The organism is Shimia sp. SK013 (assembly GCF_001292625.1).
GTDB lineage: Bacteria > Pseudomonadota > Alphaproteobacteria > Rhodobacterales > Rhodobacteraceae > Shimia.
Genome location: NZ_LAJH01000014.1, coordinates 197,777 through 210,585, shown reverse-complemented (window position 1 = coordinate 210,585; position 12,809 = coordinate 197,777). Strand labels below are relative to the sequence as shown.

The following is a 12,809-nucleotide window of genomic DNA, read 5'->3' as shown; positions in this document are numbered from 1 at the left end:
CTCCCTCCCTCCCCCAAAGGCTGAGGCCGACGCATCTGCTGTCTCTTTATGAAAAACTAAGGATGGCCTAACCCTGTGTGAAAATGGCAGGTTGGCTTTTCGGCAACAAAAAAAGGCCGCTGCGGAGCAACGGCCTTTGCAATGCTTTGGCGGGGTAACTTAGCCGCCGATTGTCTGGAGATAGGCAATCAGGTTTGCGCGGTCTGTGGCCTTGCGAAGACCCGAAAAGGACATCTTAGTGCCTGGTGCGTAGCTCTTGGGGTTTGTGAAGAAACCGTCGAGTGCTTCTGCAGACCAGCTGTCGGTCACTGCAACCAATGCGCCGGAGTAGTTAAATCCAGCAACCGATCCGGTTGCTCGGTCCACTACACCAAACAGGTGCGGGCCGGTGGCGTTGACGCCATCTTCGAGTTTGTGGCAGGCGCGGCATTTGCCGAAAACCTTGGCACCTTTGTCAACGTCAGCAGATGCCAGAAGTTCTTCGAGGGTTGGGCCCTCTTCGACTGCGGCGTCGGTGCTTTCGCCGCCTTCTACTTCGATCACATAGGCCTGCTCTGCATGGCCATCGCCGTGGCCCTTGGGGCCGGTGTGGTAAATGCTTTCAGCGGCCCAAGAGCCCAGCAGGAAGATCAGCAGAGCACCGCAAAGTGCGCCCACTACTTTGGTCATTGTCATCGTGTCGAACATGCTACGTTTCCGTCTCGTGGCGTTTGACGCGTATCTATCCGCTTCCCCTTGAAGAACGCAAGGTATAGTTACCGCGACGAAACGCCCCTTGGGGTGGGAAATGGGAAGGAAATGTCGATGGGGACCAACAGGATCGCGTTTCAGGGAGATCTGGGCGCCTATTCGCATGAAGCCTGCCAGCAGGCGCGTCCCGATATGGAAGCCATGTCCTGCGGCACCTTTGAAGAGGTGATCGACGCGGTAAAAAGCGGTGCGGCTGACCTTGCGATGTTGCCGATTGAGAACACGACCTATGGCCGCGTGGCCGACATTCACCGCCTTTTGCCCGAGAGTGGACTGCACATTATTGACGAAGCCTTTGTGCGGGTCCGGATTTGCCTTATGGCGGTGCCTGGTGTGGCGCTGGACGACGTTAAGTCCGTTCGGGCGCATCTTGTGTTGCTGCCGCAATCGGCTGCGTTCCTGAAGACCCATGGAATCGCCGGCATTTCGGCTGCTGACAGCGCTGGCGCGGCGCGGGAATTGGCAGAGGCCGGATCAACCGATCAAGGTGTTTTGGCGTCCGATCTTGCGGCGGAGACCTATGGTCTGAACGTTTTGGCCACCGACATCGAGGACCACGGGCACAACACGACGCGGTTTGTGATCATGTCGCGCGAGCCGGATCTGAGCCGCCGGTCGCATGGCAAGATGATGACCACGTTTGTGTTTGAAGTGCGCAACATTCCAGCCGCGCTTTATAAAGCGATGGGTGGGTTTGCGACCAATGGTGTGAACATGACCAAGCTGGAAAGCTACATGGTTGATGGGTCGTTTACGGCAACCCGGTTTTATGCGGACATCGACGGCCATCCGGACGATCGCAACGTGGCGCTGGCGCTGGATGAACTCAGCTACTTCACCAATCACGTAAAAATTGTGGGTGTTTACCCGTCTGCGCAGGACCGCTGAGGTCGCATTTTGGGTCGTTACACCATGCGGGAGTAGCGGTCTTCCATGTCCCGGCGCAGGTTAGACATGCGCTTGCCCAAACGGGTGTTGAGCGTGCCGCGCGCCAGTTTGAGCGATTGCAGCAGAAGTCTTGCAGAAAGCGTGTTGGCCGTGAAACCGCTCCAGAATTGCAGGCGCGTGCGGGTGCGTGACAGGGCCACAAGTTCGACTTTCATGTCAGATTCGATACCCTGGGTTTTGCCGTGCAGCGCGATTTCATTTGGCCGCTCAAACCCGGTGACTTCGAGATCCACTTCGCGCGCTTTGCCGCGGAATTCAAAGGCGATGCGCCATTTGGCTCCGACACCAGCGCGTGACAAGGAATCCAAGCGTGACACGTCAGCGCCGCGTCGCAGGGCGGATCGTTCGAAAACCTCAAAATCAGTTACCATTTCAAAGACTTGTTCGATTGGTACGTCAATGTCTTCGCGCGCAGTAAATTCCATTTTGGTTGTGTCCCGGCCCCAAGTGTTCGCGGCAGTATTGTTGCCTTAATCGAGCCGGTCCGCAAGCCAGTTGCGCAAAATGAAATGCGCAATCGCACCCTTTCGGGCGGGTTTGAGTACTGGATGTGCACCGGCGAAAGCTTGCATCATCTCTTCGCGGCTGACCCAGATTGCATCTTCGATTTCGTTTTTGTCGATGGTGATATCATCGTTTAACGCAACGCCGGCGCATCCAAACATCAATGAAGACGGATACGGCCAGGGTTGGCTGGCGAGATATGAGACCGGGCCAACGCGGATGCCGGCCTCCTCATAGACTTCGCGGCGCACGGCGGCTTCGAGTGTTTCGCCGGGTTCGACAAAGCCTGCGAGCAGCGAGTACATGCCCTCGGGCCAGCCGGGCGAGCGCCCCATCAGCACGCGGTTGCCGTGTGTGATCAGCATGATCACGACGGGGTCGGTGCGGGGGAAATGCGAGGTGTTGCAGGCTGGGCAGTCACGTTGCCAGCCGCTTTGGACCATACGGCTTTCCTGACCGCAGGCCGCGCAGAACCTGTGGGACCGATGCCAGCCATAGATTGCCTTGGCCGTTGCCGCGAGTTCTGCGTCGCGGGCAGACAGGCGAGCCATCACGCCACGCAATTCGCAGAATGCATGGTCCTCCGGAAGACTAGGGTGGGTTTGAATGCTGGCGTCGAAGAATTGCCCCAAGGTGTCTGCATCCAGATTGTCAGGCTTAAAAGCCGAGACATCGCGCGCAAACAGCGCTTGCCCGGCTTCGTTGAGACCAAGCAGGACAGGAGGCACGTGCATGTCTTCAAATAGAGCGTGATCCAAAGGCAGATGGACAAGGTGTTCTTTGGTTTCTCCCCGACACAGGGGTTTGCCTCGCCAAAGTGCAATCGCGCGGCTCTCCGGCGCCGCTAGAAATGCAGCAATTGCGGTTTTGTCGCCGCGCAGTTCCGCTGCTCTGTTGAGGTCAGAGCCTCCAAATGTAACTGTTTCCGCGTGTTGCATAAATTCCTCCGCACCTGAGGCTTGCCATGTCTTATGGATATGGGCAATCAAAAGCGGGCGAGATTTTTGTTGAGGCGCGTCCTAATGGCCGCCTTATCCTTAATAACCCTTTAAGTTGTGGATTTGATATTTGTTTCGGCTTATACATGCGTCTGTGCTGAGGGGCGCGCTGATAGTTGGAGCCGAAATACGGCTTCTGTTTAAAAAGTGAGGGTCAGTTTGCCTCGTTCTTATGAAGTTGGGACTGCGCCCAAATGCCTAACTGTGCGTTTGCTTGCCACAAGTGATGTACATGCTCAGCTGCTGGCGTACGATTATTTTAGAGAAACGCGCACCGATGGGCCGTCACTGGCCCGCCTAGCTTCGTTGATTCGAGAGCTTCGCGACGAAGCTGATGCGTCGATTCTGGTGGACAATGGTGACTTTCTGCAAGGCGGGCAGATTGCCGAAGTGAGCCTCACTGACGTCTCCGAAATAGGTAACCCGGTTATCAGTGCGATGAACGCCTTGGGGTATGATGCCGTGGGGCTTGGCAATCACGAGTTTGATGTGGACGAACCACTGTTGCGCAAGTCGCTGGAGCTGGCTGAGTTTCCGATTTTATGTTCCAATCTGACATCCACGGATGGCGAAGTCCGGTATCAGGGGCTCTGGCAGAAACGCGTGATTGTTCCGGTTCATGTCCTCACTGACGCGTGTGATGAGACAGTGAAGATTGGGGTTTTCAGTGTTTTGCCGCCGCAAGTCGTAGACTGGGCGGCGGTCCGACTTGCCAGAGGTGTGCGAGCTCGCGATATCGTTGCGACGGCGCGGGAGCAAGCGGCGGCATTGCGGGCCGAAGGGGCCGACATCGTTGTCGCTCTGGCGCATTCCGGGATTACCACTGTTTCAGCAGAGTATATGTCGGAGAATGCCGCACCGGAAGTTGCTGCGCTGGACGACGTTGATGTTGTCGTGGCGGGCCACATACATGAGCGGTTCCCCCGCGAAAGTTATCCGGACAGCGCGGCGATTGATGGCAAACGAGGCAGTCTGCATGGCAAGCCAGCTGTGATGCCCGGAGCAATGGCGGCTTTTCTCGGAAAAATTGACCTCCGGCTTGTGAAGGTCGAAGAGAAAATCGAGGGCGGCCGGACTTGGTGCATCGACGATTATAAATGCGAAACCGTCGCCGGGCGGGCCTGTGTCGAAGATCCGGAGATTGTTGAAGTTTTGCAACCCGCGCAACATGTTGCAATCAAACGGCTTTCCGAGGTCATTGGTCATCTCGCACGGCCTGTCAGTACCCATTTTTCCATGGTCAAAGACGGCTGCGCGACCCGTATTCTGGCGGAAGCCAAGCTTGCGGCTTTGCGCGAGGAGCTGCATGGCACAGCGCATGAACATTTGCCGCTACTGGCCTCCGTTGCACCAACCCGATGCGGCGGGCGGGCCGGTCCGCTCAATTATGTGGACATCGCGCCGGGGCCGCTTCTGGAACGCAGCATCGGACAGATGCAGCCATTCGCAAATTTCATAAGCCTGTTGCGTCTGAACGGAGCCGAATTGGTGGATTGGCTGGACATGGCTGCGAGCCTGTATGCCCAGATGGTGCCAAATCAACCGGACCAATTGCTTTTTGAGCGCGACACGCCGGCCTATAAACGGGAAACTGTCTATGGTGTGTCCTATGAGGTCGACTTGTCTGGACCGGCCCGTTTTTCGCTGGCCGGAGAAGACCTGCGTCCGGAAAAGACGCGCATCCGCAATCTGATGTGGCGAGGCGCACCAGTGCAGCCTACACAGGAATTTTTGCTGGCGACAAATGACTTCAGGGCGGGCGGTGGCGGCAATTTCCCCGGTGTGCGCCCGAGCAAGATCGTGCCGCTGCGGCCGATGCATATGCGCGATGCCTTGGTGAAATATTTGGCGACGGACACCGATTGTTCTGAACAGGTCATCCCTTCTTGGACGTTCGCCAGACTGAAAAATGTCTCAGCTGTGTTTGAGACAGGGGCCGCCGCAATGCAATATTTTGATCGTCAGGATCTGCCGCTCACACCGTTGGGGGCATCCGAGGATGGATTTTTGCGGTTCCGCCTGGATTTGGACAATCCACGTTGGCCGGGATGAGCGCGAAACTGCGCGGTTCTCACCGCTTGCATCCTGATGATGAGGGCACTATATCGACGCTTGAGAGGTTGGCGCGGGCGAGCGCCTCGCCAACCCGGTCAGATCCGGAAGGAAGCAGCCGTAACGAGACCCGCTTGGGTCGTTGTCCAGCCTCTCACCCTTCTTCCCCTGACATTTTTGCGGTGCTTGGTCCGGCTTTGGGCCGGCGATTTGACCATCAGTTCCTGATTGCTTGCCAACACACGGCGTTTTCACGCTGAGTTGACGCAATACGAACTTGAATGTTGCACACCCACGCCTTTAGCTTGAAGACAAAACAAATTGTGTGGATGACCGTGTCCGCAGGGGAGGCTTGAATGTCAGAAAAGACGATCAAAATTGCAGGTCCAATGTTTGACCGACGCGGTGTGCTGCGCGGCATGGGGGCTGCTGGGCTGGCTGTTGGTGCCGGATTGAAAGCCCCCTTGGCCTTCGCCAGCGAGGAAGAAATCATCCGCTCGCACGGATATTCGTTTTATGGCGATCTAAAATACCCCGCTGATTATCCACATTTTGACTATGTGAATCCGAACGCGCCCAAAGGCGGGCAAATCACGCTGAGTGCGCGCGGAACGTTTGACGGGTTCAATCGGTTCGCATGGCGCGGCAATGCGGAATCTGATTCCGGCGTAGTCGCAGAGGCGATGTTCGCGGAGATGCCTTGGGGCGGAGGCGCGCCAGCAGATTCGATCACGGACAGCTATTGTTTGATTGCGCGCGAAGTTGAGTATCCAAAAGACAAAACATGGTGCGTGTTTCACATGCGCGATGACGTGGTGTTTCGCGATGGATCGCCTTTGAGGGCGCAAGACGCGGCCTTTACCCACAACCTATTCCTTGAGCAAGGCATTCGATCTTACTCCCGTGCGGTAAAAGAGCGGATATCCGGTGTGGAAGTGATTGATGATCACACGTTGCGATATACGTTTGCCGACGGGATCTCTCGTCGCTCTCTGATCGGGCAGGTTGGCGGGACGCCGATTTTCTCGGAAGAGTGGTATGAAAAGACGGGAGAACGGCTTGATGAGCCGTCTGTGCTGTCACCGATGGCGTCCGGCCCGTACCAAGTTGGCGACTATGAATTCAACCGCTACGTGGTCTATGAACGCAACCCGAATTATTGGGGCTGGGACCATCCCGCCAACGTCGGGCGGCACAATTTTGATCGCATTCGGGTGGAGTATTTTTCGGATGCCACCGCAGAATTCGAAGCCTTCAAGGCTGGCGTTTACACATTCCGCACCGAAGGTTCGACCAAGCAATGGGCGACGGGGTATAATTTCCCGGCAATCGACCGCGGTGACGTCAAAAAAGAAGCGATCCCGCGCGGCACAGCGCCAAGCAACAGCGGTATCATTTTCAACACAATGCGTGCGCCGTTGGACAACCGGACTGTGCGCCATGCTTTGTCGTTGGCGTTCAATTTCGAATGGACCAAGGAATCGCTGCAGTTTGATTTGACCACACAACGAGATTCGTTTGTGCAGGGTCAGGATTGGGAAGCCAAAGGCGCGCCAGAGGGCGACGAATTGGCCTTCCTGCAATCGCTGGGTGACGTGGTGCCCGCCGAGATGCTGACCGAAGACGTGGTCATGCCGCATACATCCAAGGCGTCGACACCCATTGACCGTCGCAACAAACGTGCCGCGCTTAAGCTGTTTGAAGACGCCGGTTGGACGGTAAACGACGCGGGCCAGATGGTGGATGAAGCGGGCGCGCAGATGTCGCTTGATTTTCTTGTGTTGTCCTCGTGGGACGAAACCCGTCTTGCAAGCATTGACGCATTTGTCAAAACGCTGGCCAATTGGGGCATCAAAGTCAAAGCCGACAAAGTCGACAGTGCGCAGGGCCAGCAACGCTTTTTGGACAAGGACTATGATCTGATCCACACCCGCATCCTGTCCTTCTCGACGGCGAGCACCTCGTTGCGTCAGCTGTTCGGGTCCGAAACTGCGGAAGTGTCGTCCTACAACCCGTCGACGCTGCGCAATGACATGGTGGATGCCATCATCGACAAGGCGCTTGCAGCCACGACGCGGGCCGAAGAAATCACAGCGATGACTGCCTTGGATCGCGCTTTGCGTTATGAGCGGATCATTGTGAACGCGGGTTACGTTCCCGAAGCGTGGGTCGCGTATTACGACATGTTTGAGCGGCCGGAAAACCTGCCGCCTTATGCGGTTGGATTGCTGGATTTCTGGTGGCTCAATCAAGAAAAAGAAGCGGCCCTGAAGGCCTCGGGCGCGTTGAGGTAACTGACTTTTGGGCGCATATATACTTCGAAGACTGTTGCTTGTGATCCCGACGTTGCTTGGGATCATGATACTCAATTTCACGTTGGTGCAATTTGTGCCGGGCGGACCTGTGGAACAGGTGATTGCCCGTGTGCAAGGCGAAGGCGATGTGTTTTCAGGCTTTGCCGGAGGCAATGAGGACGTGGGCGAGGAGACCTTCGGGTCTGACAGCGATTATCTCGGCGCTCGTGGCTTGCCCAAGGAATTCATCGAGGAACTTGAGAAAGAGTTCGGGTTTGACAAGCCACCGCTGGAGCGGTTTTTGCTGATGATGGGCAACTATATGCGGCTCGATTTTGGCGAAAGTTACTTTCGCAAAATCAGCGTGATCGATCTGGTTCTGGAAAAGATGCCCGTGTCGATCACATTGGGGCTTTGGTCGACGTTGCTGGCTTATCTGATATCGATCCCGCTGGGCATCAAAAAGGCGGTCAAAGACGGCACGCCGTTTGACACGTGGACCAGTGGCGCGATCATCGTGGGCTATGCCATCCCCGGGTTTTTGTTTGCCATCATGTTGGTCGTGCTGTTCGCAGGCGGCAGTTATTGGCAGATCTTCCCGCTGCGGGGGCTGACGTCAGACAATTTCGAAGAGCTGACCACGGTTGGCAAGATACTCGATTATGCGTGGCACATCACGTTGCCGATCATCGCGTCGACCATCGCGGCTTTTGCGACGCTGACGCTTTTGACCAAGAACAGCTTTTTGGACGAGATCAAGAAGCACTATGTGATGACCGCTCGAGCCAAGGGTTTGAGCGAAAAGCGCGTGCTTTACGGGCATGTGTTCCGCAATGCGATGTTGATCGTGATTGCGGGTTTTCCTGCGGTTTTCATTGGCGTTTTCTTTGGCGGGTCTGTCTTGATCGAGACGATCTTTTCGCTCGACGGCTTGGGTCGTCTTGCGTTTGAGGCCGCCGTTGCGCGGGATTATCCGGTGATCTTTGGCACGTTGTTTGTGTTTGGCTTGATTGGCCTTGTGGTCGGTATCCTGTCGGATTTGATGTATGTGCTTGTTGATCCGCGCATTGATTTTGAGAAGAGGGCGGGCTGATGGCACTTTCCCCTCTCAATCAACGGCGCTGGAGCAATTTTAAACGCAACCGCCGTGCGCTTTGGTCGTTGGTCATCTTTTGCGTTCTGTTTGGTTTGTCGTTGTTTGCCGAATTGATCGCGAACGACAAGCCCATCATCGTTAGCTACCGCGGTGAGCTGTTTACGCCGGTCTTCAAGTTCTATCCCGAGACCACCTTTGGCGGGGATTTCAAAACCGAGGCGGTTTACAATGATCCGGTCGTGCAATGTTTGATCGCCACGGGTGGCGTTGAGGATTGTTTCGACATTCCTGAGGACATTCTGGAAGGTCTAGATGCTGGCAAATCGCCGGAAGAGTTGGAGCTTGTTGAATATCAAAAAGGCTGGGCGCTTTGGCCGGTCATTCCATACAGCTATGACACGCCAGTGGACCGTCCGGGCGCGGCACCCTTGCCGCCGGATAGTCAAAATTGGCTTGGAACGGACGACCGCAAACGCGATGTGGTTGCGCGGGTGATCTATGGCTTCCGGCTGTCGATATTCTTCACGCTGATTGTGACCGTGTCCGCCAGCTTGATTGGTATTATGGCCGGTGCAGTTCAGGGATACTTTGGCGGCTGGCTGGATTTGATTTTCCAGCGGGTGATCGAGATTTGGGGGGCCACCCCGAGCCTTTATATCATCATCATTATGTTCGCCATTTTGGGTCGAAGTTTCTGGCTGTTGGTCTTTCTTACGGTGTTGTTTGGATGGACATCTTTGGTGGGCGTTGTACGGGCTGAATTTTTGCGGGCGCGCAATCTGGAATATGTGCGCGCAGCCAAAGCGCTGGGTGTGTCCAACAGCGTGATCATGTTCCGCCATATGTTGCCCAACGCCATGGTCGCAACCGTGACGATGCTGCCGTTCATCGTGACCGGCACAATCAGCACGCTGGCGGGGCTCGATTTTCTGGGCTTCGGCCTGCCGTCTTCGTCCCCGAGCCTCGGTGAATTGACGTTACAGGCGAAACAAAACCTACAAGCGCCGTGGTTGGGGTTCACCGCCTTTTTCACCTTTGCGATCATGTTGTCGTTGTTGGTGTTCATATTTGAGGGCGTTCGGGATGCCTTTGACCCAAGAAAGACGTTTTCATGAGTATTCTTGAAGTCAAAGACCTGCGGGTGGCGTTTCAGCAGGACGGCAATCTGATCGAAGCCGTCAAGGGCGTTTCCTTTGCTGTGGACCGTGGTGAGACCGTGGCCTTGGTAGGGGAATCCGGATCAGGCAAGTCGGTGTCCGCCTTGTCGACGGTTTCCTTGTTGCCGGGAAGTGCACGGGTTTCGGGATCCGTAACCTATGACGGTCAGGAAATGGTCGGCGCGAAAGAGACCACTTTGCGCAAGGTGCGCGGCAACGACATCAGCTTTATCTTCCAAGAGCCGATGACGTCTTTGAACCCGCTGCACACGATTGAAAAGCAACTGGGTGAGAGCCTCGCGCTGCACCAAGGGGTTGTTGGCAGCCAGGCGCGCGGTCGCATTCTTGAACTGATGGAGAAAGTCGGCATTCGCGATGCCGAAAGCCGGCTGAGCGCCTATCCGCATCAGCTTTCGGGTGGGCAACGGCAGCGCGTTATGATTGCGATGGCGCTGGCCAACAAGCCGGATGTCTTGATCGCCGATGAGCCGACAACGGCGCTGGATGTGACCATTCAGGCGCAAATCCTTGAACTGCTGGCGGAGTTGAAGGAATCCGAAGGCATGGCGCTTTTGTTTATCACCCATGATTTGGGCATCGTGCGGCGGATCGCGGACAAAGTTTGCGTGATGAAAGACGGTGAGATCGTCGAAGCAGGTCCCGTGGCCGAGATTTTCGCCAACCCGCAACACGCGTATACCCGTGCGTTGCTGAGCGCGCGGGCGTCTGGTGCGCCTGAGCCTGTCGACGAGGCCGCGCCCACGATGGCGAAAACAGATGATCTGCGGGTCTGGTTCCCGATCCAACAAGGTTTTTTGCGCCGCACGGTGGGGCATGTCAAAGCCGTGAACGCCGCGACGATTTCGGTTCGCGCAGGTGAAACTCTTGGTATCGTTGGTGAAAGTGGGTCAGGTAAGACCACTCTGGCGCTGGCAATCATGCGGCTGATCGAGAGTGAGGGGGACATCACGTTTGACGGGGCGGATGTGCGTGCGTGGTCGACCAAACAATTGCGTGCGTTGCGCAAGGACATGCAGATTGTGTTTCAGGATCCCTATGGCAGTTTGAGTCCGCGCATGACTTGCGAACAGGTGATCGCCGAAGGACTGGGCGTGCACGGCAGCCCGGATGGGCGCGACGCGCGCGCGGTGGTGGCTGACGTCATGGAGGAAGTCGGGCTCGATCCGGCGACCATGGACCGGTATCCGCATGAATTTTCAGGCGGGCAGCGGCAGCGTATCGCGATCGCCCGCGCGATGGTCTTGCGGCCCAAGCTGGTGGTGTTGGATGAACCGACCTCGGCGTTGGATATGACGGTGCAGGTGCAGATTGTTGATTTGCTGCGGCGTCTGCAGCGCAAGTATGGCCTTGCGTATTTGTTCATCAGTCACGACCTGCATGTTGTGCGCGCCATGAGCCATAAAATTATGGTGATGAAAGCCGGTGACGTTGTTGAAAGCGGCGAAGCGTCTGCGCTGTTTGACAATCCTCAGACGGAATACACGCGCGAATTGCTGGCGGCAGCACCAGTTGTTGAAGCCATTCCGGTCTGATCCGAAAGAATGGCCGCAGCTGTGTGCTGCGGCCTGTGATGTGCGTCTGTTTTGAAGGATTAGATTGCAGCGCTGTGCTGTGCTTTGCTCATGTCATAGGCGTCAAAGGCGCGGGCGATCATGCGCGTCAGCGGGCGGGCACGGTCCGGAATTGACAGGCCGAAGGCGTCAATCGCCACCATATCCGGGAATTGGGTCGCCACGGTGGAGAACAGGTCACTAAGCCAGCGCTCGGACACGTCAAAGCGGTTTTGTATCTCGGCCCGGTCCACGCGGAAGTCGCACATCAACGCCTCGATTATGCGGCCGCGTACAAGGTCTTCGCCTTTGAAAACGTGCCCGCGTGACGTCGAGAATTTTCCGTCCCGAATGGCGCCGGTATGGGCGGATGTCGCAGGCGCGTTTTGCGCATAGCCCTGTGGGAAGCGGGCGATGGACGACGCCCCCACGGCCAGCAGAACGTCGGCGGCATCGTCTGTATAGCCCTGAAAATTGCGCCGCAAAGTGCCATTGCGTTGGGCAACAGAGAGCCCGTCTGTTTTGGTCGAGAAATGGTCGATGCCAATTTCGTCATAATCATCCCAAAGAAAAAGTTGGCGCGCTGTTTCATAGAGGGCGAGACGTTCTTGCGGCGTCGGCAGTGCGTCGGTCGGGATCATTTGCTGGCGCTTGGCCATCCACGGCACGTGGGCGTAGCCATAAAGAGCCACGCGATCAGGCGAGAGCGACAGCAGCTTTTGCACGCTTTCGGTCATACGAGACTGGGTTTGGTGTGGCAGGCCAAATAGGATATCGGCGTTCACGGACGCGATGTTGTGGGCGCGGATCATATCGACCGCGTCGCGGGTCACGTCATAGCTTTGGACGCGGCCAATTGTTTTCTGGATGTCGTCGTCAAAATCCTGAACGCCAATCGAAGCGCGATTCATACCGGCGGCGGCCAAGGCAGCGATGCGCGGGGCGTCGATTTCATTGGGGTCGATTTCGACCGAGAACTCGCCGTCCTGCGCCATCGGGGCGACGTCAAAAATCGCGCCGGCTAGGTCCTGCATCATGGCGGGGTCCAACAGCGTCGGTGTGCCGCCGCCCCAGTGGAGACGAGAGAAGGTCACACCGTCCGGCAGGTGGGATTTCAGAAGCTTGAGTTCGGTTTTGAGCGTTTCGACATAGGCCGCGACAGGCGACAGCGTCGAGGTGCCCTGTGTGCGGCAAGCGCAGAACCAGCACAGTCGGCGGCAAAACGGCACATGCACGTAAAGCGAAACCTGAGATCCGTCGGGAATTGCCTCGATCCAGCTTGCATAAGTGTCTGGTGTTACGTCATTTTTAAAGTGCGGGGCTGTCGGGTAGCTTGTATAGCGGGGTACTTTCGCGTCAAAGAGACCCAGCTTTGCCAATTGTTTTTCCTGTTCCATAAAATTAGGTATACTCAATGCAAGGGCCAGGAAACTTTGACC

The 12,809-nt window shown here is 56.5% G+C and carries 10 protein-coding genes and 1 other RNA gene; 7 read left to right on the top strand and 4 right to left on the bottom strand.

Features of this window, described 5'->3' with window-relative positions:
- Positions 1-159: 159 nt before the first annotated feature.
- Positions 160-687, bottom strand: coding sequence for a c-type cytochrome (locus SHIM_RS14555; protein ID WP_054003401.1), 528 nt, complete (start codon positions 685-687; stop codon positions 160-162).
- A gap of 117 nt (positions 688-804) precedes the next feature.
- Here SHIM_RS14555 and SHIM_RS14550 point away from each other — a divergent pair, with 117 nt between their 5' ends.
- Positions 805-1,638, top strand: a complete 834-nt coding sequence (locus SHIM_RS14550) for a prephenate dehydratase (protein ID WP_054003400.1) — start codon at positions 805-807, stop codon at positions 1,636-1,638.
- 17 nt (positions 1,639-1,655) lie between these two features.
- Here the strand turns inward: SHIM_RS14550 and SHIM_RS14545 are convergent, their stop codons facing one another.
- Together SHIM_RS14545 and nudC are read right to left on the bottom strand one after the other, a co-directional pair.
- Positions 1,656-2,123 carry a DNA polymerase III subunit gamma/tau gene (locus tag SHIM_RS14545; protein WP_054003399.1) on the bottom strand — a complete coding sequence of 156 codons (468 nt, stop codon included), beginning with the start codon at positions 2,121-2,123 and terminating at the stop codon, positions 1,656-1,658.
- Between the two features lie 45 nt (positions 2,124-2,168).
- Entirely contained in the window at positions 2,169-3,140 is a 972-nt protein-coding gene (gene nudC, locus SHIM_RS14540; protein WP_054003398.1) for an NAD(+) diphosphatase, read from the bottom strand.
- Positions 3,141-3,347: 207 nt separating this feature from the next.
- Here nudC and SHIM_RS14535 point away from each other — a divergent pair, with 207 nt between their 5' ends.
- From SHIM_RS14535 to SHIM_RS14515, 6 genes are all read left to right on the top strand, one after another.
- The gene (locus SHIM_RS14535) at positions 3,348-5,252 is read left to right on the top strand and encodes a 5'-nucleotidase C-terminal domain-containing protein (RefSeq protein WP_082358410.1); all 1,905 of its coding nucleotides are present in this window, start codon (positions 3,348-3,350) and stop codon (positions 5,250-5,252) included.
- Between the two features lie 62 nt (positions 5,253-5,314).
- Positions 5,315-5,411, top strand: an RNA gene (ffs, locus tag SHIM_RS19865) — signal recognition particle sRNA small type.
- A gap of 197 nt (positions 5,412-5,608) precedes the next feature.
- A complete protein-coding gene (locus tag SHIM_RS14530) occupies positions 5,609-7,546 on the top strand; it encodes an extracellular solute-binding protein (protein ID WP_241488879.1) in 1,938 nt (645 codons plus the stop codon).
- A 7-nt stretch (positions 7,547-7,553) separates the two neighbouring features.
- Positions 7,554-8,639, top strand: a complete 1,086-nt coding sequence (locus SHIM_RS14525) for a microcin C ABC transporter permease YejB (RefSeq protein ID WP_054003396.1) — start codon at positions 7,554-7,556, stop codon at positions 8,637-8,639.
- Positions 8,639-9,757 carry an ABC transporter permease gene (locus SHIM_RS14520; RefSeq protein ID WP_054003395.1) on the top strand — a complete coding sequence of 373 codons (1,119 nt, stop codon included), beginning with the start codon at positions 8,639-8,641 and terminating at the stop codon, positions 9,755-9,757. The genes SHIM_RS14525 and SHIM_RS14520 overlap by 1 nt, the downstream gene beginning before the upstream one ends.
- Positions 9,754-11,352 carry an ABC transporter ATP-binding protein gene (locus tag SHIM_RS14515; protein WP_054003394.1) on the top strand — a complete coding sequence of 533 codons (1,599 nt, stop codon included), beginning with the start codon at positions 9,754-9,756 and terminating at the stop codon, positions 11,350-11,352. The genes SHIM_RS14520 and SHIM_RS14515 overlap by 4 nt, the downstream gene beginning before the upstream one ends.
- Positions 11,353-11,411: 59 nt before the next feature.
- Here the strand turns inward: SHIM_RS14515 and hemN are convergent, their stop codons facing one another.
- Positions 11,412-12,767 (bottom strand): oxygen-independent coproporphyrinogen III oxidase, encoded by a 1,356-nt coding sequence (hemN, locus tag SHIM_RS14510; RefSeq protein WP_054003415.1) that lies wholly within the window; start codon positions 12,765-12,767, stop codon positions 11,412-11,414.
- Positions 12,768-12,809 lie beyond the last annotated feature (42 nt).

Excerpts from the sequence above, each read along its gene's own strand:
- SHIM_RS14555 (WP_054003401.1), bottom strand. The coding sequence starts at position 687 with ATGTTCGACACGATGACAATGACCAAAGTAGTGGGCGCACTTTGCGGT.
- SHIM_RS14550 (WP_054003400.1), top strand. The coding sequence starts at position 805 with ATGGGGACCAACAGGATCGCGTTTCAGGGAGATCTGGGCGCCTATTCG.
- SHIM_RS14545 (WP_054003399.1), bottom strand. The coding sequence starts at position 2,123 with ATGGAATTTACTGCGCGCGAAGACATTGACGTACCAATCGAACAAGTC.
- nudC (WP_054003398.1), bottom strand. The coding sequence starts at position 3,140 with ATGCAACACGCGGAAACAGTTACATTTGGAGGCTCTGACCTCAACAGA.
- SHIM_RS14530 (WP_241488879.1), top strand. The coding sequence starts at position 5,609 with ATGTCAGAAAAGACGATCAAAATTGCAGGTCCAATGTTTGACCGACGC.
- SHIM_RS14520 (WP_054003395.1), top strand. The coding sequence starts at position 8,639 with ATGGCACTTTCCCCTCTCAATCAACGGCGCTGGAGCAATTTTAAACGC.
- SHIM_RS14515 (WP_054003394.1), top strand. The coding sequence starts at position 9,754 with ATGAGTATTCTTGAAGTCAAAGACCTGCGGGTGGCGTTTCAGCAGGAC.
- hemN (WP_054003415.1), bottom strand. The coding sequence starts at position 12,767 with ATGGAACAGGAAAAACAATTGGCAAAGCTGGGTCTCTTTGACGCGAAA.